19 protein-coding genes are annotated in these 20,081 nt (G+C 65.2%); 9 read left to right on the top strand and 10 right to left on the bottom strand.

Annotated elements, in window-relative coordinates:
- Positions 1-203: 203 nt before the first annotated feature.
- Complete coding sequence (locus tag HZA32_13710; protein MBI5425128.1) at positions 204-956, bottom strand: type II secretion system protein; 753 nt, start codon at positions 954-956, stop codon at positions 204-206.
- A gap of 313 nt (positions 957-1,269) precedes the next feature.
- Here HZA32_13710 and HZA32_13705 point away from each other — a divergent pair, with 313 nt between their 5' ends.
- From HZA32_13705 to HZA32_13680, 6 genes are all read left to right on the top strand, one after another.
- Positions 1,270-1,779, top strand: a complete 510-nt coding sequence (locus tag HZA32_13705; GenBank protein ID MBI5425127.1) for a UvrB/UvrC motif-containing protein — start codon at positions 1,270-1,272, stop codon at positions 1,777-1,779.
- Between the two features lies 1 nt (position 1,780).
- The gene (locus HZA32_13700) at positions 1,781-2,863 is read left to right on the top strand and encodes a protein arginine kinase (GenBank protein MBI5425126.1); all 1,083 of its coding nucleotides are present in this window, start codon (positions 1,781-1,783) and stop codon (positions 2,861-2,863) included.
- A gap of 25 nt (positions 2,864-2,888) precedes the next feature.
- Entirely contained in the window at positions 2,889-5,441 is a 2,553-nt protein-coding gene (locus HZA32_13695; GenBank protein MBI5425125.1) for an ATP-dependent Clp protease ATP-binding subunit, read from the top strand.
- A gap of 91 nt (positions 5,442-5,532) precedes the next feature.
- Positions 5,533-7,314 (top strand): hypothetical protein, encoded by a 1,782-nt coding sequence (locus HZA32_13690; protein MBI5425124.1) that lies wholly within the window; start codon positions 5,533-5,535, stop codon positions 7,312-7,314.
- 107 nt (positions 7,315-7,421) lie between these two features.
- Complete coding sequence (locus HZA32_13685; protein MBI5425123.1) at positions 7,422-7,985, top strand: MotA/TolQ/ExbB proton channel family protein; 564 nt, start codon at positions 7,422-7,424, stop codon at positions 7,983-7,985.
- A complete protein-coding gene (locus tag HZA32_13680) occupies positions 7,982-8,392 on the top strand; it encodes a biopolymer transporter ExbD (protein MBI5425122.1) in 411 nt (136 codons plus the stop codon). Before HZA32_13685 ends, HZA32_13680 begins: the two co-directional genes overlap by 4 nt.
- A 6-nt stretch (positions 8,393-8,398) precedes the next feature.
- On the opposite strand, the gene HZA32_13675 is transcribed toward HZA32_13680, so the two are convergent.
- Positions 8,399-8,818 (bottom strand): DUF3995 domain-containing protein, encoded by a 420-nt coding sequence (locus HZA32_13675; GenBank protein MBI5425121.1) that lies wholly within the window; start codon positions 8,816-8,818, stop codon positions 8,399-8,401.
- Positions 8,819-8,958: 140 nt separating this feature from the next.
- On the opposite strand from HZA32_13675, the gene HZA32_13670 reads away from it, so the two are divergent.
- The gene (locus HZA32_13670) at positions 8,959-9,651 is read left to right on the top strand and encodes an SDR family oxidoreductase (GenBank protein ID MBI5425120.1); all 693 of its coding nucleotides are present in this window, start codon (positions 8,959-8,961) and stop codon (positions 9,649-9,651) included.
- 24 nt (positions 9,652-9,675) lie between these two features.
- On the opposite strand, the gene HZA32_13665 is transcribed toward HZA32_13670, so the two are convergent.
- Entirely contained in the window at positions 9,676-11,871 is a 2,196-nt protein-coding gene (locus HZA32_13665; protein ID MBI5425119.1) for a DPP IV N-terminal domain-containing protein, read from the bottom strand.
- Positions 11,872-11,995: 124 nt separating this feature from the next.
- Here HZA32_13665 and HZA32_13660 point away from each other — a divergent pair, with 124 nt between their 5' ends.
- Positions 11,996-12,823, top strand: coding sequence for an isocitrate lyase/phosphoenolpyruvate mutase family protein (locus HZA32_13660; GenBank protein ID MBI5425118.1), 828 nt, complete (start codon positions 11,996-11,998; stop codon positions 12,821-12,823).
- 3 nt (positions 12,824-12,826) lie between these two features.
- Here HZA32_13660 and HZA32_13655 read toward each other — a convergent pair whose 3' ends face one another.
- The 5 genes from HZA32_13655 to HZA32_13635 all read right to left on the bottom strand — a co-directional run bounded on the left by HZA32_13655 (position 12,827) and on the right by HZA32_13635 (position 17,875).
- Entirely contained in the window at positions 12,827-13,279 is a 453-nt protein-coding gene (locus tag HZA32_13655; GenBank protein ID MBI5425117.1) for a D-tyrosyl-tRNA(Tyr) deacylase, read from the bottom strand.
- A 103-nt stretch (positions 13,280-13,382) separates the two neighbouring features.
- Positions 13,383-14,570 (bottom strand): trans-2-enoyl-CoA reductase family protein, encoded by a 1,188-nt coding sequence (locus HZA32_13650; protein ID MBI5425116.1) that lies wholly within the window; start codon positions 14,568-14,570, stop codon positions 13,383-13,385.
- 96 nt (positions 14,571-14,666) lie between these two features.
- Positions 14,667-15,497, bottom strand: coding sequence for an anti-sigma factor (locus HZA32_13645; protein MBI5425115.1), 831 nt, complete (start codon positions 15,495-15,497; stop codon positions 14,667-14,669).
- Positions 15,494-16,156, bottom strand: a complete 663-nt coding sequence (locus tag HZA32_13640) for a sigma-70 family RNA polymerase sigma factor (protein MBI5425114.1) — start codon at positions 16,154-16,156, stop codon at positions 15,494-15,496. The genes HZA32_13645 and HZA32_13640 overlap by 4 nt, the downstream gene beginning before the upstream one ends.
- Before the next feature lie 171 nt (positions 16,157-16,327).
- On the bottom strand, positions 16,328-17,875 hold the full coding sequence (locus HZA32_13635) for an exosortase/archaeosortase family protein (GenBank protein MBI5425113.1): 1,548 nt from the start codon (positions 17,873-17,875) through the stop codon (positions 16,328-16,330).
- Positions 17,876-18,084: 209 nt separating this feature from the next.
- Here HZA32_13635 and HZA32_13630 point away from each other — a divergent pair, with 209 nt between their 5' ends.
- A complete protein-coding gene (locus tag HZA32_13630) occupies positions 18,085-18,693 on the top strand; it encodes a thioredoxin family protein (GenBank protein MBI5425112.1) in 609 nt (202 codons plus the stop codon).
- Between the two features lie 71 nt (positions 18,694-18,764).
- Here HZA32_13630 and HZA32_13625 read toward each other — a convergent pair whose 3' ends face one another.
- Both HZA32_13625 and HZA32_13620 read right to left on the bottom strand, forming a co-directional pair.
- On the bottom strand, positions 18,765-19,616 hold the full coding sequence (locus HZA32_13625) for a diaminopimelate epimerase (protein MBI5425111.1): 852 nt from the start codon (positions 19,614-19,616) through the stop codon (positions 18,765-18,767).
- A 70-nt stretch (positions 19,617-19,686) separates the two neighbouring features.
- Positions 19,687-20,046, bottom strand: coding sequence for a hypothetical protein (locus HZA32_13620; GenBank protein ID MBI5425110.1), 360 nt, complete (start codon positions 20,044-20,046; stop codon positions 19,687-19,689).
- Between the last annotated feature and the right edge of the window lie 35 nt (positions 20,047-20,081).

Raw genomic sequence — 20,081 nt, 5'->3', positions numbered from 1 at the left:
ACGGGGAGATTGAAGGAGGAAAGGGACTAGGGCGCGAGGCTGACGCGTGGCATGGGGGCGATCCCGGCGGCTGCCTTCGCGGGGTGGAAAGCGGCCGAAAGTAGATGGAGGGCGGCGCGGGAAAAGAAAAAAGCCCGGCCTGTGCGGGCCGGGCTTTTGTTTTTAGCCGAAAGCAATGGCGGGTCTGTGCTGACTAATCGGGTTTACGAGGCGCGCACGGCGGGCGTGCCGGCTTGGGAGCCGACGCCGGCCGGGGGCGTCGCGTAGACCCTCGGATTGCTTGCTGCATTACTGTTGAAGGGGAGCGCCTGCAGCAGGTTGCTGCCCTTCTGGCCGTTGTTCAGAGTGAACTGATTGGCGGCCTCGGTGGTGTTGGGGTAGAACTGGACGTTGCCGCCCAGAAAAGCGATGTGGCCGCCGGCGTCCTTGTAGACGCCATTCTCGGCGCTCCACAGGCCGGTGGTGAGCAGGCCGCGGGTGAAGGCGACGGGAACCGTCGGGCCGTCGCTCATGCGCAGGCCGCCGACGAGTTCGAACGACAGCACGCGGTTCGTGGTGAACGAGGAGTCGATGGTCGTGCGGCTGGTGGGAGTGACGATGGCGGTCGGGTAAGTGCCGTTGAACTGGGGATCGTTCTTCGCGAAGTAGAAAGTGGGGTCGGTGAGGATGCCGCGTTGGGCGAGGATGCCGGCCCACGCGAAGGCGCCTTGGCCGAGGCCGGGGTATTGGGTGGCGATCGTCGTCGGGTCGGGCAGACGATCGTTGTTGTCGGCGGCGTAGAGCTGCGCGGCTTTGACGATTTCGCGGAGGTTGTTCGCGTCGACGGTGCGCTGGGCGGTTTCGCGGACTTTGCCGACGGTCGGGAAAATCAGTGCGGCGAGGATTCCGATAATGGCGATGACCGTGAGCAGCTCGATGAGGGTGAAGCCTGCGTTGCGGCGGTCGCCTGATAGCATAACGAAGAGGCCGCGAGTCGAGTCATAGGAAAAAATAACCGCAAGCCCATTCTCGCCGTTGTGACACGTGAGACGGCGCCGCGCGTCGGCGTCTGGCGCGGTCAAGACTCGCCGCGCGCGGGCTGCGGGTGAATTCGCGTTCGGGGTGCGAAGGAGGCGCTCCAGGGGCGCGATGCCACACGCGCGGAGGACTGCGCACTTGCTTCGCGAATGAGTTTGGGCATTTTCACAATCGTCAAAGGACAGCGGTCCGCGGGTAACCGACACGGAGACGGCAGGCCCGCCGCTGAACCTGTCACCTCCACGAATTTACATGGCCAATTCCCTCAAGTGCGACCTGTGCTCGAAGCCTGCCACGGTCCATCTCACTCAGATCGTCAACAACAAGATCCACAAAGTTGACCTGTGCGAGGCGTGTGCCCAGGCGAAGGGCGTGACCGATCCCAGCGGGTTCTCGCTGGCCGACCTTCTCTTGAAGGCTTCGCTGAATCCCGAGCCGCGCGGCGACCTGCGCTGCGAGGTGTGCGGGTTCACCCAGCAGGACTTCAAGAAGACCGGCCGTTTCGGCTGTCCGGCGTGCTACGAAGCGTTTGCCGAGACGCTCGAGCCGGTGCTCGACAGCATGCACAAGGGCACGTCGCACGTCGGCAAGATCCCGCAGAAAGCCATCGAGCGCAAATCCCTCTACGAACGCCTCACGCAGCTCGAGACCGAGCTCGATCAGGCGATCAAATCCGAGCGTTACGAAGACGCCGCGCGTTACCGCGATGAGATCACGCAAGTCCGCCAAGCCGTCGGCAAAAAGGCCCGCGCGCAAAACTGAGATGAAGATCAACGATCTCATCGCCGCGCCTTCCGAGTTGACCGACACGTCGGCCAGCAAGAGCGCCGTCGTGCTCATGACGCGCATCCGCTTGGCGCGAAATCTCGCACGCATGCCTTTCCCCGGCTGGGCCAAGGAATCGCAGCGGCGCGAAGTCCTCGGCGCTTGCCTGCAGGCCGTGTCTTCGCTCCCGCAGATGAAGCGCGGGCTCGCGGTCGGCGTCGAGGATCTCACCGAACTCGAGCGCCAGATTTTGGTCGAGCGCCACTTGATCAGCCGCGAACTCAGCCACGCCAAGGCGGGCGCCGGGATGGTGATCAGTCGCGACCAGTCGTGCGTCGTGATGATCAACGAAGAGGATCACCTCCGCATTCAGGTGCTGCGCGCCGGTTTCTCGTTCAAGAAGGTCTGGAACACCATCGACGCCCTCGACACCGAACTCGAAGAGCATCTCGACTACGCCTTCAACCCGCAGCTCGGCTACCTCACCGCGTGCCCGACGAACCTCGGCACGGCGATTCGCGCGTCGACGATGATGCACCTGCCGGCTCTCGTGATTTCCGGCCAGATGGAAAAAGTCGTGCGCGCCGTCAACCAGCTCGGCATGGCCGTTCGCGGCCTGTTCGGCGAAGGCTCCGACGCCAGCGGCTCGATCTTCCAGATTTCCAACCAGACCACGCTCGGCGAAACCGAAGAGGACATCATCAAGCATCTCACCGGTGTGCTGAACACGATCATCGAGCAGGAGCTGAACGCCCGGGAAAAACTCCTCGAAGGCGAGCAGACGAAACTCTTCGACAAGATTGGCCGCGCCTACGGCATCCTCCAGCATGGCTTCCTGCTCAACTCCGGCGAGGCGATGAACCTCCTCTCGCTTATCCGCCTCGGCATCGACCTCGGCATCTTCCCGGACACGCAGCGCGCGATCGTCGACCGTCTCCTCATCGAGTGCCAGCCGGGGCACATTCAGAACTCCGTCAAAGAATCCGTCGAGGCCGGCCAGCGCGACGTCATGCGCGGCCAGTTGCTCCGCGCGGAATTTGCCAAAGTGCCCGGTCCGGACTTCAGTAACGCCACCAAGTAACCGATTTCACTCTCCAAACGCCCACATGGAACCCATGAACAATTTCACGCCACGCGCGCAGCAAGTGCTCGCGCTGGCTCGCAAGGAGGCCGACCGCTTCCACCACAACTACGTCGGAACGGAGCACCTCTTGCTGGGCCTCATCAAGCTCGGCCAGGGCGTCGCCGTGAGCGTGTTGCAGAAGATGGGCCTCGATCTCGAAACCGTCCGCGGTGAGGTCGAGAAACAGGTCGGCACCGGCCAGGAAACCAAGACCCCGGCCAGCAGCATTCCCTACACGCCGCGCGTGAAGAAGGTCCTTGCGCTCGCCGGCAAGGAGGCGAAGGCCCTCAATCATTCCTACGTCGGCACCGAGCACATCCTCCTCGGCCTTCTTCGTGAAGGCGAGGGCGTGGCCGCCCGCGTGTTGAAGTCGCTCGACATCGACATCGAGCGCACCCGCAACGAAATCCTCCGCGAACTCGACCCGCAGTTCTCCGCCGGCCAGGGCGGCGAGGGTGGGGCAGGCGGCGCGGGCGCAGCGGGCGCCGGTGGCAGCGGCGGCGGCGAAGAGCCGGCGTCCTCGCGCTCCAGCCCGGAAGACAAGAAGGAGGTCAAGACGCCCGCGCTCAAGGCGTTCGGTCGCGATCTCACGGAGCTCGCTCGCAAGGGCGAGATGGACCCAGTCGTGGGCCGCAAGAACGAGATCCGTCGCGTCATTCAGATTCTCTGCCGCCGCACCAAGAACAACCCGGTGCTCGTCGGCGAAGCCGGCGTCGGCAAGACCGCCATCGTCGAAGGACTCGCGCAGGAAATCGCCAAGGGCAACGTCCCCGAGATCCTCGCCGACAAGAAGGTCGTCACGCTCGACCTCGCCCTCATGGTCGCCGGCACGAAATACCGCGGCCAGTTCGAAGAGCGCATCAAGGCCGTCATGGACGAGATCAAGCGTTCCAAGAACGTGATCATCTTCATCGACGAATTGCACACGATCGTCGGTGCCGGCGCCGCGGAAGGCGCGATGGACGCGTCGAACATCTTCAAGCCCGCGCTCTCGCGCGGCGAGTTGCAGTGCATCGGTGCGACGACGCTCAACGAGTATCGCAAATACATCGAGAAGGACTCCGCCCTCGACCGCCGCTTCCAGAGCGTGAAGGTCGAGCCGCCGTCCGTCGACGACACGATCATCATCCTCAAAGGCATCCGCGGAAAATACGAGGAGCACCACAAGGCGACCTTCACCGACAAGGCCGTCGAGGCCGCCGCCAAGCTCTCCGACCGCTACATCACCGGCCGTTTCCTGCCCGACAAGGCCATCGACGTGCTCGACGAGGCCGGCTCGCGCGCCCGCATCGGCGCGCTCGTGCGTCCGCCCGAGATCGAGGGCATGACCAAGGAAATCGACGACGTTTGCTCGCAGAAGGAGCAGGCGATCGCCGCCCAGCACTTCGAGGAGGCCGCGAAGTATCGCGACAAGGAGAAGCAACTCCGCTCCAAGCAGGAGCAGATGGTCGAGGACTGGAAGAAGGTCCGCGACGAGAAGCGCGTCATCATCGACGAGGAAATGATGGCCCAGGTCGTCTCCGACTGGACCGGCATTCCGCTCAGCCGCCTCGAGAAGAAGGAGAGCGAGAAGCTGCTCGTCCTCGAACAGGAGCTCCAAAAGGTGATCGTCGGTCAGGATCCCGCCACCGTCGCGATCGCGCGCGCCCTGCGCCGCAGCCGCGCCGACCTCAAGGATCCGCGTCGCCCGATCGGCTCGTTCATGTTCCTCGGCCCGACCGGCGTCGGCAAAACCGAACTCGCGAAGCAACTCGCGGCGCAGATCTTCGGCTCGCAGGACGCGATCGTGCAGATCGACATGTCCGAATACATGGAGAAGTTCTCCGTCTCGCGCCTCATCGGCTCGCCTCCGGGCTATGTTGGTTACGAGGAAGGCGGCCAGCTCACCGAGGCCGTCCGCCGCCGCCCGTATTCCGTCGTGCTCTTCGACGAAATCGAGAAGGCGCACCCGGACGTCGTGCAGCTGATGTTGCAGATCCTCGAAGACGGCCGCCTGACCGACTCGCTCGGCCGCACCGTCGACTTCCGCAATACGATCATCCTCATGACGACGAACGTCGGCGCGAAGCTGATCCAGAATCAGACGACGATGGGCTTCGCCGCCGCGGCGAAATCGGACTTCCACGATCAGGACAAGCTGAAGGAAAAGGTGCTCGAGGAGGCCAAGCGCGTCTTCAAGCCCGAGTTCCTCAACCGCATCAACGACCTCGTGGTCTTCAAGCCGCTCGGCAAGGAGGAGCTGATCAAGATCGTGGAGATCGAAGTCGCGAAGGTCGGCAAGCGTCTCGCGGCGCGCCACATCCTGCTCGAGTTCTCGCCCGAGTCGAAGCTCCTGCTCATCGAGAAGGGCTACGACGAGAAATACGGCGCGCGTCCGCTGCGCCGCGCGGTCGAACACTACCTCGAGGATCCTCTCGCCGAGGCCCTGCTCCGCGGGGACGTGAAGGAAGGCGACCCGATCCTCGTCGTGCGCAACGGCGACAAGCTCGAGTTCAAACAGAAGACGCCCACGGCCGATACCGGCGTCTCGTCCTAAGCCGCGAGTCCGTCTCCGCAAACAATTCAGCCCGCCGCACTCCGGCGGGCTTTTTGTTGTCGCCGTTCGCGCCGTGCGCTTTGGTCCCCGCGTGCGAGCGCTCCCGATCTTCGTTCTCCTCCTGGCGCCGCTGTGCGCGCAGGACCTGACGATTCCCGCAGAGGAATTGACGCGCGCTCCCACCGCCGCGCGCCTCGATGCGTTGGTGGCATCGGCCGCGCGCGACGGGTGGGGCCGGTGGGAGCCGGGCTTGGGTGCGGCCGCACTGGGCGCCTACGAGCGTGAGCCCGCCAGCGCTGGGCCGTGGCTGCTGCTGTATCGTTGGGGACAGCTTTTCGGCACGACGCGGCGACAGGCGCTCGAGACTTGGATCAAAGCCATCGAGGCCGGCGGCGGCGGCCACGCGAACATGCCGCACAACTACGCCCTGCCGCCAGGCTCGCTCAGTGGAGAGTTGAAACCCGAATTGCAGCGTTGGCTCGTGGGCAACGTGGCGTTCTCGCAGGAGTTCTTCGCGACTCTCGTCGAGCAGGACAATCCGGTCGAGGTGCTCGCAATCCTCCAGAAGATCGCGGCGGCGAATCCCAGTGTCTTTGCCGACTACGCGTCGCTCGCGCTGGCGATCGCCGTCGTCTACGACGTCCCGCCTCCGCCCGATTGGCCGCACGGGCAGGTGAGCGCAGCGCTTCTCCCGCGCCGGTTGCCTGATCCGGTGGCCGCCTTCGACTACTGGACCAAGCTGGACCGGGCGAATGTCGCCGCGCACAAACTCAAGCGGCTCCCTGCGAGCGAGCTGAAGTTCGTCGTCGATACGAGCACGCCGTTTCCCGAACTCGTCTGGGCGCGGCAGAATGTCACGCCACCGCTTTCCGAACTGGCCAAGGCCTACGACATGATTCGCTACCGGAAGGAGCGCGTCGCGAACAACCAGTTCACGTGGCCCGGACGCGACTACGCGCTGCAATCGATCCTGCGCGACGGCGGCATTTGCGTCGATCAGGCGTATTTCGCCGCCAACGTCGGCAAGGCGCGCGGCGTGCCCACGCTGCTGTTTCGCGGCGCCGGACTCGACGGGCGGCACGCGTGGTTCGGCTTTCTCTCGCCGACGGGGTGGGTGATGGACGCGGGGCGCTACGCCGAGCAGAAACTCGTCGCCGGCTTCGTGCGCGACCCGCAGACGTGGCGCGAACTCACCGACCACGAGCTATCCTTCATTTCGAAACGCTCCCGGCAGCTGCCACTTTCCCAACTGTCGGAGCTGCACGCGTCATTTGCCCTCGAGTTTCTTCGCGCGGACGACCCCGCCGCAGCTTTGCACGCCGCGCGCGAGGCGGTGAATCGCGAGAGCCGGAATCTCCGCGGCTGGCAGGTGCTCTTGTCCGCGCAAAAGATAGCCGGGACCGACGCCCGCGAGCGCGAAGGCACCTTGCGCGAGGCGATGCGAGCGTTTGCGGGCTATCCGGATCTGGAGAGCAACTTCGGACGGCAGCTCGTCGCGAGTCTGCGAGAGCGCGGCGAAGCCAGTCTCGCCAACGTCGAAGAACAGCGGCTCGCAAAGAAGTATGAGGCCACCCGCTCGGATCTGAGCTATCAACAGGCCGGCGACATCCTGCAGCGCAGCCTGCGGAGAGACGACATCGCGACGCAGTTCCGCACTTACCAACGCCTGCTGGAAACCTACGGCAGCGGCGCGAACATCGATTTCTTCGACAAGGTGGTTCGACCGTTCGTGGAGAACCTCCGTCGGCGCGGTGAGGTGGCACACGCGTTGAACGCCGTTGACCGGGCCCGCCGAACGCTGCGCATCGCGAAAGGCAGCCAGCTCGAGACTGAGTTGAACCAGATGGCGACGGACTTGCGTCGCCCGCGCTGACGCAACCGGCTGGCGCTCAGGAGCGTCATAGGAAGATTCCCGGGCAAAAAGATGAACCTTTTCCGGCTTGTCGGAGTCTGACTGCCCGGTTCACTCACTCTCTTCCCATGTTTGACGTCTTCCGGGGCGCAGGCCTCCTGATCTATCCACTGGCTCTTTGCTCGATCGCCGCAGTGTTCATCATCTGCGAACGCATCTACTCCCTCCGCAAGGCGGCTGTTCTCCCGGACGACTTGGTCGACGCCGTCTTCCAGAATAAGGCTTACGCCGGAGGCAAACACTCGGTGCTCGCCCGCGTGCTCGACTACGCCAGCCAGCATAAGGACGACCCGGACGCGGTGAAGGCCTTCGCCCGCCTCGAGATCAACCGCATGGAGCGGGGCATCCCGTATCTCGACGTCATCTACGCCGCCGCGCCGCTCATCGGCCTCACCGGCACGGTGACCGGCCTGCTCCAGGTCTTCTCGCAAATCTCCCCCGAAACCGGCCTGCCTGACCCGGTCGCCTTCACGAAGGGCGTTGCGCTCGCGCTCTCCGCCACGGTCATCGGTCTCTCCATCGCGATCCCGTCGCTCGTCGGCGCGGGTTACTTGCAGCGCAAGGTGGAAAATTACGCCGTGCAGATCGACGTGATTCTCGAGCGCGTGCTCAGCCGCAATCGTCAGTCATGAGCGGCCTCTACCAGCGCCGGCGCAAGCGGCCCGAGATGAACCTCGTGCCGTTGATCGACGTGCTCGTCATGTTGATCTTCTTCGCGTTCGTCACGATGCAGTTTCGCTCGGTGGCGACGATGAACCTGACACTCCCCAAGGTGGAAACCGCCGGCAAGAGCGAGCTCAAGGACTCGATTACCATCGCAATCACCAAAGAGGGCGAATTCACCTTTCAGACCGGCGCCCGCAGCCGGAAGGTTTCGATCGAGGAACTCGAGAAACTCGTGAACGAACTCGGCGGCATCAGCAAGGACGTGACCGTCTTGATTCGCTCCGACGAAAACACGCCGCTGCGCCACATCACCGGCGCGATGGACATCTGCCGCAAGAACGGCCTGAACAAGATCCGGCTGCAGTCGCGCTGAGGTCTCTCAGCGCGCTGCGAGCCACGCCAACATCAGCGAAAGTCCCGCGCAGAGCGGTGTGTAGAAAATCCGATCGAGCCGGGCGAAATCCGTCCCTGTCACCCGGCGCGCCAGCCCGAAGTAGCGGAAATCGCCTACGGTGCGGGCGAGAAAGATTGCGGCCATCACCCATAGCGCGTGGCCACTTGAGAGTCGGGAGAACGGCCAACTGGTGAGGCCGGCGTGAGAAAGACAGACGAAGGCGAACGCACCCAGGCCTGACGCCACCACGAAGCACGCGGCGATGCCGGGGACAAAGAGAGGCTGGCCGTCCGCGAGTTTAGGCACGGCCGCGCTGCCGCCCCAGCGACCGCCCAAGCCCCAGAAAATGTGGAGTCCGGCGATGAGCGCGAACACAGTGGCTAGCAATATGGCGACGAATTGCATGACCGCACAATGGTAGACGACGCGGATCGCAGAAGATCGAACCGCGCCGAGGCGACTCTAGAAGCCAGCGCTCACGCTCTGATAAGGTTGCGGTGATGAATCACGGTTGCGCCACGCCGCGTCGGTGACACGGTGGCGGCATGGGGAAATTCATCGTCATCACCGGGGTCACGAAGGGACTCGGGCGCGCGCTCGCCGAGTGGTATATCGCCAATGGCCACACCGTCGCCGGCTGCGGTCGCAGCGCGGAGATTCTCGACCTGCGCTTCACGCACCCCGCGCCGCACGATTTCTCGGTCGTCGATGTCGCCGATGAAACCAAGGTCTCGATTTGGGCGGCCAAGCTTTGCGGGCCCGACGTCGCGCCCGACGTTCTCATCTGCAATGCCGCCGTGATGAACCAGCCTGCGCCCCTTTGGAAGGTGCCGGCGCAGGAGTTCAACCGACTCATCGACATCAACGTCAAAGGCGTGGCCACGGTGATCCGCCACTTTGCGCCGCCGATGATCGCGCGCGGCAGCGGCACGATCGTGACGCTTAGCTCCGGCTGGGGCCGCAGCACTTCGCCCGACGTCGCGCCGTATTGCGCGTCCAAGTTCGCGATCGAAGGACTCACGCAAGCGCTCGCGCAGGAGTTGCCGAAAGGCATGGCCGCCGTGCCGCTGAATCCGGGCGTGATCGACACGGACATGCTCCGGCAGGCGTGGGCTGACGGCGCAAGCAGCTACGTGAAGCCCGACGAGTGGGCGAAGACCGCCGCACCGTTCATTCTGCAACTCGGCCCCAAGGACAACGGCCGTCCCGCCACCGTCCCGCGCTACGCGCACGAGTGAGCGGCGCCATCGACGCCGGCGCGCTCAGGGTGCGCCCTTCAGGTTCAGGTTGAAGAACTCGATGATGCGTTGCTGCTGGCGGAGCTTCACCACCGGGTCGCTGACCATGTGCGTGCCGAGCATCGGGAGCAGTTCGTAGGATTTGCCAGCCATGAAGAGCGCATCGGCGAGTTGCAGCGTGTGCTGGAAATACACGTTATCGTCCGTGAGGCCGTGGATGAGCATCAGCGGACGACGCAGCTCGTTGGCGTAGGTCGTGACGTTGCTGACGCGATAGGCGTCAGGGGCGGACTGCGGCAGACCGAGGTAACGCTCTGTGTAGTGCGTGTCGTAGTTTTCCCACGTGATGACGGGCGCACCGGCGACGCCAGCGCGAAAGAAATCCGGCCGGCGGATCGTCGCCATCGCGCTGAAATAGCCGCCGAACGACCAACCGGTCACGCCGACGCGGGCGAGATCGAGCTCCGGATATTGGCCGGCGAGGGCGGTGAGGCCGGCGATTTGGTCGTTGAGGGCAGTGTCGATGAAGTTGCCCTTGATCACGCGTTCCCAGTCCCGGCCTTTCCACGGCGTGCCGCGACCGTCGAGGCGCACGACGATGTAGCCTTGGTCGGCCGTCCACTGATCGGGAAGGTAGTCGCGCACGACGGCGTTGACGCGCTTGGCGGTCGGGCCCGCGTAAACGGAAAGGATGACCGGGTATTTCTTTCCAGCCTCGTAGTTCCGGGGCCGCGTAATGGCGGCGTCGAACTCGGGCGCACTTTTGGCTTTCGTGAGTTCGGTCGTGGGCCGGCGGGGCAGCGCTTCGGCGACGCTGCGGAGCATCGCGAGCGGCTGGCCATTGGCGTCGATGACCTGCGCGCCGTAGGCGCCGTTGAAGCGGTCGTAAGTATGCACGAGCCGCGTGCCGCCGGTGCCGATCACGGCATTGTGGTGTCCGGCTTCGCGGGTCAGCTGCGAGCCTGGTCCACCGGCGAGCGGGAAACGCCAGAGGTGAACCTCACGCGCGTCGAGGCTGCCCTTCACGAACACGTGGCCGGCGGCCTCGTCGAGGCCCACGAGGCCGCGGAAGGTGAAGCTCGCAGGCGTGAGCTCGCGCACGAGTTTGCCAGAGGCGTCGCGCAACTCGACTTGCCACGCGCCACGTCGCTCGGTCGTCCAGAGGAAGCGCGAGCCGTCCTTCGCCCAGAGGGGAACATCGCTGTCGTAGTCGAGATTCAGCCAGGCCGTGTCGGTTTCCTTCAGCAGTTCGTTTGTCGCGCCCGTGTGCGGATCGACCGCGAGGAGAACCTGCTCGGTCTGCTCGCGGTTCTGCACGAGGATCGTGAGCGGCGCGCGGGGATTCGACCAATTGACGCGCGCCAGGTAGGGATAGCGTTCGGCGTCCCATCGCACCCACGTCGTGGCGCCGCCGGCGACGGGCATGAGACCGAGGCGAACCTTGGCGTTGGGCGAACCGGCTTTCGGGTAAGCGAAGCTCGTCGGTTTCTCCTCGGGGTGAAGCGCGTTGGCGATGTAGCGCGTTTCAACGGCGCTCTCGTCGGTTTCCTGATAGAGCAACGTCGCGGAATCGGGCGACCACCAGTAACCCTCGTCGCGTTTCATTTCTTCCTGCGCGACAAATTCGGAGACGCCGTGGCTGATGAGGTCGGTCGCGCCGGCCGTGAGCTGGCGCTCGCGGTTGGTTGCGAGGTCGATGACGAAGAGCTCGCGCTCTTTGGCGGCGGCGACGGATTTGCCATCGGGCGAGAAGCGCGGATCGATCCAGTTCTTGCCCGGCAACTCGGTGAACTTCTGGGTGGCGCGGTTCACGACGTAGAGCTTGCCGGAGAGGACGACGAGCAGTTGCGCGCCGTCGCGCGACATCTCGAAGGACGTGAAGCCGCGCAGGCTTTGCCGCTGGCGCTCGCGTCGCGCTTTCTCCTCGGCGGTGAGCTTCTCTTCGCCGCCGGCGAGAATCTGCTCCGGCGAAAGCAGCTCGCGTTCTTCGCCGGTGGCGACGGTGAACTCGTAAAGGCGCAGCGTGGGATTGCGCGATTGGGCGCGGAGGAAGACGACGTGTTCACCATCCGGAGTCAGCTTGGGCGAGACGGGGCGACCGAGCGTGTAGTTCCGTGTCTCGGCGAGATCGCGGAAGTAGGCGAGACTGGGGTCTTCTTCGGCGCGGATGGAGGTCGCGAGCAATGCGACGGCCAATGCGTGGGGCAGCAGGAAGCGCATGGCGAAAGCGAAACCAGTCGCACCGAAATGTCCATGGAGCTTTCGCCGGGAATTCTCGCCGGCTGTGCTGGTGGCGGCTGGCTTCGCCCTCGTCAGCCGCAGCTCGGGTCGCTGCCATGAAGGCATGAGCACGAATCAGGCGGCGAAGGCCCAACGTCTGCGGGAGCTGCACGCGGCGCCCGGCGTCTTTGTTATTCCGAATCCTTGGGATGCGGTCTCGGCTCGTTTGCTCGAAGCACGCGGCTTCACGGCGCTCGCCACGTCGAGCGCGGCGGCGGCGGCGTTGCTCGGCAAGGCGGACAACCGCATCACGCGGGACGAAGCGCTGGCGCACGCGCGCTTGATCGCGGAGGCGGTGGAGATTCCGGTGTCGGCCGATCTCGAGAACGGATTCGGCACCGCGCCGGCCATCGTGGCGGAGACGATCCGGCTCGCGGCGGAGGCAGGTTTGGCCGGCGGCTCGATCGAGGATTTCACGGGCGATCCGTCGGCACCGTTATTTGAAATCGGGTTCGCCGCGGAGCGCGTGGCGGCTGCGGTGGCGGCGGCGCGTTCGCTCGGATTTCCTTTCGTGGTCACCGCGCGGGCGGAGAATCTGTTGCACGACGGCCACGACAGCATCGACGAGGCGATCCGGCGTCTGCAGGCCTACGAGGCGGCGGGCGCCGACGTGCTGTTCGCGCCGGGATTGAGGAAGATCGACGATATCCGGCGCGTGTGCGCGGCGGTCGGGAAGCCGGTCAACGTCATGGCGAGCATCGCGGGGATGGGCCTGGGTTTGCGCGAACTCGAGGCGGCGGGAGTGAAACGCGTGAGCTTGGCGGCGTCGCTCTACCGTGCGGCGTTGAGCGGCGTGGATGCGGCGGCGCGGGAAATCCTCGAGTCCGGAACGTTCGGCTACTGCGACCGGATCCTCAAGGGCAGCGACGTGAAGCCGTGGCTGCGGGAGTGAGGCTTACTCGCGTTGCTGCGAGTCGATCACGAGCGTGACGGGGCCGTCGTTCACGAGGGAAACCTGCATCATGGCGCCGAATTCGCCGGTCGCGACCGGACGGCCGAGTGCGGATGCCAGTTGCTGTTGGAACAGTTCGTAGAGGGGGCGGGCGATTTCCGGGCGCGCGGCGGCGTTGAAGGACGGGCGCGTGCCCTTGGCGGTGCTCGCGTGAAGCGTGAACTGGCTGACGAGCAGGATGCCGCCGCCGATGTCGGCGACGGAGAGGTTCATCTTTCCGTCGGTGTCTTCGAAGATGCGGAGCTTGGTGAGTTTCTGGGCGAGCCAGTCGCCGTCGGCGGGCGTGTCGCTGGGCACGATGCCCTGCAAAACGAGAAGGCCGCGACCGATCTCTCCGGTGACGCGGCCTTCGACCGTGACTTTGGCGTTCGCGACGCGTTGGACGACAACTCGCATGCGTTTGCGAAGGAACAAGGATCAAGGGGCAAGTGCCAAGAGGACCGCAAGCGAGCGGAGGTCTTGATACTTGTCACCGATCTTTGCTCGGTGCCGCTGAGCGTCAGCTCATCGGGATGTGCGGCTCGACCTCGGCGTCGTAGTCGATTCCCGCAAGGCCGAAGCCGAAGAGTTTCAGGAACTCCGCGCGATAGCCGGCGATGTCGGTCAGTTGCGCGAGGTTCTCGGTGGTGACGTGCGGCCAGATCTCGGCGACCTTCGCCTGCACGTCGGGGCGCATTTCCCAGTCGTCGACGCGGACGCGACCGTCGCTGTCGAGCTTCGGCTGGTTTCCGTTGTAGAGCTGCGTGGCGAAGAGGCGCTGCATCTGCTCCACGCAACCTTCGTGAAGGCCCATTTCCTTCATGACCTTGTAGAGGATGGAAATGTAGAGCGGCACCACGGGGATCGCGGAGCTGGCCTGCGTGACGAGGGCCTTGTTGACGGAGATGAACGCGCGGCCGTTGCCGTGGGCCTTCAGCTGCGCGTCGATGGCGCGGGCGGCCCGCTCGAGGTCGATCTTCGCGCGACCGATGGTGCCGTCCTTGTAGATCGGCCAAGTGTGGTGGGGCCCGATGTAGGAGTAGGCCATCGCGGTGGCGCCGGGCGCGAGGAGCTTCGCGTCGGCGAGCGCTTGCATCCACATTTCCCAGTCTTCGCCGCCCATGACGGCGATGGTGTCGGCGACACCGGTGTCGTCGGCTGGCGGGATGGTGACTTCGCTGACGATGCCCTTGTCGGTGTCGACGGTCTTGTTGGTGTAGGGGGCGCCGAGCGGTTGGAGAGTGGACTTGTGAACGACGCCGGTGCGCGGGTGCGTGCGGCGCGGCGAGGCGAGGGAATAGACGACGAGGTCGATCGGGCCCATGTCGCGCGCGATGACTTCGAGCGCCTGCTTCTTGATGTCGTCGGAGAAGGCGTCGCCGTTGATGTTGGCGGCGTAGAGGCCGCCGGCGCGGGCGGCGTTGGTGAAGGCGATGGTGTTATACCAGCCGGGGGTGGCGGGACGGCCGTCCTCCGAAGGACGCTCGAAAAACACACCGAGCGTCTTCGCGCCGGAACCGAACGCAGCGGCGATGCGCGAGCCCAGACCGTAGCCGGTCGACGCGCCGATGATGAGCGCGTTGCGCGGGCCGTTCGTGATCGGGCCCTTGGACTTAACGTAGTCGATCTGCTCCTGGATGTGCGCGGCACAACCCGTGGGATGGGCGGTCACGCAGACGAAGCCGCGGACCTTCGGTTTGATGATCATACGCGCGCGAGTCTTTCGGCGGTCCGCCGAGTGACAAGAGTCAACTTCCACCCGGGAAAATTATGCTCGCCAGCCTGCGCAGCGGCGCGCAACGGCTCAGAATTTGCCGAGCAGCACGAGTGGGCCTTCGGCTTTCGGCACGCCGCCTTTTTTCTCGAGACTGATGGCGAAGGCGGAGGCCTGTTTCACGGGTTTGTCGCCCTTGAAGGTGAGGACCGCCTTGCCGCTGGCGTCGGGCTTGAACACGCCGCCGTCGACGGGAATCGGATACTGCGGATCGATGACCCAGATCTGGTAATCCTGCTCGGCGGCGATGGCGGGCAGTTTCTCCACGGTGAGCAGGCCGCTTTGTTGCTCGGGATCCCAGACTGCGACGGCCTTTGCCTCGGGCGAGTTGCCGGCGAGGGAGGCGAGCGCGGTGATCTTCAACCGGCTGAGATCCTCGGTGTGCTTCAGTTTCGCGCCGAGATCGGCGATCATGCGCTCGGCGAGGAGCGTGCGCTCGCTGAGTTTGTTTTGCGCCATTTGGTAGGCGACTTCGGCGAGCTGGCGCTCGGTGCGCAGCGTGTCGTTCTCCGAGCGGAGGGAGATCGCGCGCGTGGCAAAGAAAACGGTGCTGATCGCCAGACACGCGGCGGCGGCCCAAGGCAGCGCGCGCGCAAGCGGAAAAGGGAGCACGGAAGCGACGGGGCGATCGGACGAGGGGGGCGCGACGGCCGCCGAGAGGATGCGGTCGCGCAGCTCCTGCGGCGGCTCGACCTGCGGGACGGCGAGGGCGAGCGCCGCGGAGGATTCGCTCAGGTCGTCGACGATGGCGCGCAGCGCGGGGTTGCCGGCGAGGTCCGCTTCGAACGACCGCTTCTCCGCGCCGTCGAGCAGACCGAGGGCGTAGAGCGCAGCGAGTTCTTCGTGGCGTTCCGTGGTCATAGCCGGGACGTGAGGTGTTCGCGCAGCCGCAGGAGGCCGCGGCGGATGCGGGCTTTGACCGTGCCGAGAGGTTCGCCGAGTTGCTCCGCGATTTGCTGCTGAGTGAGGCCGCGGAAGAAGGCGAGTTCGATGGCGCCCTTTTGCTCCGGCGGGAGCGCGGTGAGGGCGGCGCGGACCGCGCTGGCTTTTTCCCGGAGCCAGAGGCTGTCGCTGGAGTCGAGGTCGTCGTTGCTGGCGGGGAGAAGGTCGCCCGCGGATTCCTGGACGATCTCGGCGCGGCGAGTGCGCATCCGGACGCGGTCGAGGGCGCGGTTGCGGGTCAGGGTGGCGGCCCAGGAGAAGTAGCTGCCGCGTGCCGGCTCGTAGTCGACCGCCTTGTTCCAGAGTTGGAGGAAGACGTCCTGGATGACGTCCTGCGCTTCGGCGGCGTCGTTGGTGATGCGCAGCGCGAGGGAGTAGAGCGGTTTGGCCAGCAGGTCGTAGAGGCGTGCGAGAGCCTGTTTGTCGCCGCGAGCGAGGGCGGCGGCGAGGCGGCGGTGCTCCTCGGCCGGGTCCGGTGTCGATTCGTTGGCGGAAACCGGGGTCATGCGTGGGCGCACCGGCTCCCGGCGGCTGAGCCAGCCGGCGGAGGGAAGCGGTGAGACGATTGCCGTGAGCATTTCATCGGAATACGTGCAGAGCGGGCGGGGGGATGCAGGCTTTCGGTGGGGGTGGGGCTTGGCAACTCGGTTCTTCCCTGACTCAGAGAACGAGCAAGCCAATGAGGCCGAGGGCCAGCAAGGCAGCGACGCAGGCGAGGATTTTGCGTTCCTGGCGGGTGGTGGAGAAGATCATGGCGTGAGACCCACGGTGGCGAGGCGGCGGAAGATCTCCTGCACGAGGGGCTCCTGCTTGAGGGTTTCCCATGGTTGGTTGCTGGAGAAACGGATGAAATACTGGCTGCCTTCGCGACGGAAGCCGTAGCGCCACGCGATCTCGAACAACGCGGGGACCGAATACGGATCGCGGTAGTTGATCGGGCGATCATGGTAGACGTGCCAGAACCAGACGTGTTGTGGCAGCGCACCTTTGACGAAGAAGCGATGCTCCGCGGTGGGCAGTTGGCGATCGCCGACGGTAAGACGTTCCTGCGGCGACGCGACGGGGCCGACGTTCCAGCCGCCGCCGGGCCAGCACGCATCGGGGGTGTGCGAGGCGACGACGCTCACGGAAGCTTCGCCCGGCAACCAGTGGGCGATGTAGAGGGTCACTTGGACGACGCCGTTGGGCCCGCGCCGGAGGTAAGTTCGCTCGGCGAGGTCGCGCGTGCGCAAAATGTCGGAGAATTGGTAGAGATCGTCGGAGCTACGCACCTCCCAACCGGGAGCGGACTCGGGAATCAGCGACGCAGCGGAAATCCTCGACGTCGCAGACGGCGTTGGGGTGGTGTGATTGAACGACGCGAAGAAGATCCCGAGCGCGAGTCCGAGTCCGCACACGCTGGCGAGCAGCGCAAACGGCGCGCGAGGTATAGTGGCGGCGCGGCCAACGTCGTCCACCGGTGCCGGCGGGGCGGGCGGCGCGCTCATCAGCGCCGCGAGGCCGGCGAGGGCGAGCGACGTCACGCCCAGAATCGCGTAGCCGGTGGCGTCGTGCCAAAAGCCGGCGATGTCGATGCCGTTGTTCGCCAAGAGCGTGAGGGCCAGCGAGCGGATGAAGTTCATCACGATCGCCAAGACGGGCGCGGCGAGGATCAGGAAGAGCCTGCGCCCCGCACCGCGCACGAGCCACGCGGCGAAAAAGAAACCGGCGTAGAGACAGGAAATCAGCGAGCGGATGCCGCTGCACGCTTCCTCCACGCCGACGCTTGCCGTGGCGAGTTCGATGACGTTGCCCATCTGCCGCGCGGGTATGCCGAGGAGGTGCAGCGCGTCGAGGACGCCGGTCGTGACGCCGTGTTGCAGCGTCATCGTCACGCGCCGATAGGTGCCGTCCGGAATGGGAGAGGCGAGCACCCAAAGGACGATGGCGGTGAAAATTATCCAGTTGAACGGCAGCACGCGGACGCGTTCGTCCGCCAGCACCAGCCACGCACCCAGCCACGCGGCGACGAGAGCGAGAGCGAGCACGCAATTGACCAGCGCGTGTCCCCAGCCGACGGTTGCCGCGAGAAGTCCGGCGGCAGCGAACAGCACGAGTCCGAGCAGCGCCAGGAGGGCGGCGGCGGCTTGTCGCCAACCTGCCGGGGCGAGCCAACGCTGCGTGCCGCGACGCGCGCCTTCCCAGAGCAGGAGCGCGAAGACGACGGGAGCGAACAACCCGTGGGAGAGGTCCGGGTTTCGGTGCCACTCGTCGCCGACCATCGCGATGAAAGCCACCGTGAATCCCGCAAGCGGCACGGTAACCCATCCGACAGGGGAGGAAAACCAGTCGCGGAAAGGGCGTGAGGGGGCGGGCGCAGCGGACATCGTTGCGCTGCGGAACCTAGATTGGCGCGCGCGACGGGCAAGGCGCATTCTCCCCGCCCGCCGTGGAAACGGGAGCGGGTTCTTCCAACGACGTGGGCTTTGACGACGCGATGAAGTTGGGTTTGTTAGGCGCGCTTCCCATGAACCGCATCACGTCACTCCTCAGTCTCGCGGCCGCGCTTTCCGCTGCCGCCATCGCCCACGCCTCGCTCGAGGTTGGCAAGCCGGCCCCCGATTTCACGCTCACCGACCTGAACGGCCAGACGCACGCCCTGTCGTCGTTCAAGGGCAAGACGGTCGTGCTCGAATGGGTGAACCCCGACTGCCCGTTCGTCCGGAAACACTACAACAAATCCACGAACATGCAGGACACGCAGAAGGCCGCGGCGGCGGACGGCGTCGTCTGGCTGCAGATCAACTCGGCCGCGCCGGGCAAGGAGGGTGACTACGACGTGGCCAAGGCGAAGACCTGGCAGAAGGACGTTGGCGTGGTCGCGACGGCCTACTTCCGCGATCAGGACGGCAAGGTCGGCAAGCTCTACGACGCGCGCACGACGCCGCACATGTTCATCATCTCAGGGGACGGCACATTGGTTTACCTCGGCGGCATCGACAGCATCCGCTCGTCGAAGGAGTCCGACATCCCAAATGCGATCAATTACGTGAAGGCCGCGCTCGCCGAGCTAAAGGCGGGCAAACCGATCACGCACTCCTCGACGAAGGAATACGGCTGCTCGGTGAAATACTGAGGCGCCGCGAAATCCGTTTACACGAAGCCGGAGCGTTGGCTCCGGCTTTTTGTTGCGCGCTCCGATCTCGCCTAGACGCGAGTCGTGAACAGTTCGTCGTGGAGCGATCCCTCGGCCACTCGGGTGACGGGGCCTGTCATCTTGATCGCGAACCCGTCGCCGATCTCGATGCGAATCTGGCCGCCGGGCATATGGACAGTGACATCGCGATCCACGAGTTCCAGTCGATGCGCCACCGCGGCGGCTGCGCTTGAGCTGCTGCCCGACGCCAGCGTGTAGCCGGCGCCGCGCTCCCAAATTTCGATCTGAATGTTGGCGCGATCCCGAACCTTGAGGAATTGCACGTTGGTGCGCTTCGGAAAATTGGCGTGGGTCTCGATCTCCGGCCCATAGCAGCGGGCAATCGGCTCCGAGATTTCGGCGAGCGGAATCACGCAGTGCGGGTTGCCTATAGTGGCGGCGGTGAAGGTGAACTCCCGTTCCTGAATCACCAACTTCTCGTTCACGACGTCGCGCAGCGGGCCGGCGACCGGGATGCGGTCGCTGCTGAACGACACTTTGCCCATCGCGATGGTGATCGATTTGCCGCCGTCGCGCACGACTGCCTCCACTACGCCGCCCGCGGTTTCGATGGTGAACGGAGCGTCGCCGACTTTTTTCTGGTCGAACAAATAGCGGGCAAAGATGCGGAGGCCGTTGCCGGATTTCTCGGCTTCGGAACCGTCAGGGTTGAAGATGCGCAGGCCGAACGGCGCGCGTTCGGAGCGGACGGGGCCCCACAAGATTCCATCGGAGCCAGCGCCAAAGTTCCGGTGGCAGATCGCGCGAATCTGGTCGTAAGTCGGCGCGGTCCAACTCGGGTAGTCGGCCGGATCCATGACGAGGTAGTCATTGCCCAAGGCGTGATATTTGTGGAAGCGCATCCGAGGAGAAGGGGTATCGCTCGGACCGGTCCGAGGGCAACGCCGCAGTGTGGCACGTGAGTTCCAGCCGTCAGTGCCTCGCCCGGACGAGAAGATACCAACCGAAAATCACCAGTCCGAGGACGAGCAGCATCAGCGCGAATGCGGCAAGGCAGCCTCGTTTGGCTTCCTGCGCGGAGTCCTTCGGCGCGTCTTTCTGCGCGGCAAGAACTGCGGCGATCTCGGTGTCGACGGGTGCTGTCGCGGGCGAGAGAACTCCTTGGCCCATCGGAGTGGCGCGCGAATGCGAATCGGGCGGCCGTATCCTGCCGGAGACGGCGAGCGAGGTCTCGGGCGATTGCTCCGTCGCGGCGATCTCGGCGTCGAGCCACTCGAGGTGCTGCTGGAGCAGCGCGCGCTGGCGGCGGAGTTCGTCGAGCCGATCGGACACGCGGGCAAAAGTGGGCGAGAGCTTCTGGCGCGGCA

Source organism: Opitutia bacterium, from assembly GCA_016217545.1.
Classification (GTDB): domain Bacteria; phylum Verrucomicrobiota; class Verrucomicrobiia; order Opitutales; family Opitutaceae; genus Didemnitutus.
This window is presented reverse-complemented; position numbering and strand designations above follow the sequence as displayed.

Bases quoted from the DNA above. Each gene is read 5' to 3' on its own strand.
- HZA32_13710 (MBI5425128.1), bottom strand. From the start codon at position 956: ATGCTATCAGGCGACCGCCGCAACGCAGGCTTCACCCTCATCGAGCTG.
- HZA32_13705 (MBI5425127.1), top strand. From the start codon at position 1,270: ATGGCCAATTCCCTCAAGTGCGACCTGTGCTCGAAGCCTGCCACGGTC.
- HZA32_13700 (MBI5425126.1), top strand. From the start codon at position 1,781: ATGAAGATCAACGATCTCATCGCCGCGCCTTCCGAGTTGACCGACACG.
- HZA32_13695 (MBI5425125.1), top strand. From the start codon at position 2,889: ATGGAACCCATGAACAATTTCACGCCACGCGCGCAGCAAGTGCTCGCG.
- HZA32_13685 (MBI5425123.1), top strand. From the start codon at position 7,422: ATGTTTGACGTCTTCCGGGGCGCAGGCCTCCTGATCTATCCACTGGCT.
- HZA32_13680 (MBI5425122.1), top strand. From the start codon at position 7,982: ATGAGCGGCCTCTACCAGCGCCGGCGCAAGCGGCCCGAGATGAACCTC.
- HZA32_13675 (MBI5425121.1), bottom strand. From the start codon at position 8,818: ATGCAATTCGTCGCCATATTGCTAGCCACTGTGTTCGCGCTCATCGCC.
- HZA32_13670 (MBI5425120.1), top strand. From the start codon at position 8,959: ATGGGGAAATTCATCGTCATCACCGGGGTCACGAAGGGACTCGGGCGC.
- HZA32_13665 (MBI5425119.1), bottom strand. From the start codon at position 11,871: ATGCGCTTCCTGCTGCCCCACGCATTGGCCGTCGCATTGCTCGCGACC.
- HZA32_13660 (MBI5425118.1), top strand. From the start codon at position 11,996: ATGAGCACGAATCAGGCGGCGAAGGCCCAACGTCTGCGGGAGCTGCAC.
- HZA32_13655 (MBI5425117.1), bottom strand. From the start codon at position 13,279: ATGCGAGTTGTCGTCCAACGCGTCGCGAACGCCAAAGTCACGGTCGAA.
- HZA32_13650 (MBI5425116.1), bottom strand. From the start codon at position 14,570: ATGATCATCAAACCGAAGGTCCGCGGCTTCGTCTGCGTGACCGCCCAT.
- HZA32_13645 (MBI5425115.1), bottom strand. From the start codon at position 15,497: ATGACCACGGAACGCCACGAAGAACTCGCTGCGCTCTACGCCCTCGGT.
- HZA32_13640 (MBI5425114.1), bottom strand. From the start codon at position 16,156: ATGCTCACGGCAATCGTCTCACCGCTTCCCTCCGCCGGCTGGCTCAGC.
- HZA32_13630 (MBI5425112.1), top strand. From the start codon at position 18,085: ATGAACCGCATCACGTCACTCCTCAGTCTCGCGGCCGCGCTTTCCGCT.
- HZA32_13625 (MBI5425111.1), bottom strand. From the start codon at position 19,616: ATGCGCTTCCACAAATATCACGCCTTGGGCAATGACTACCTCGTCATG.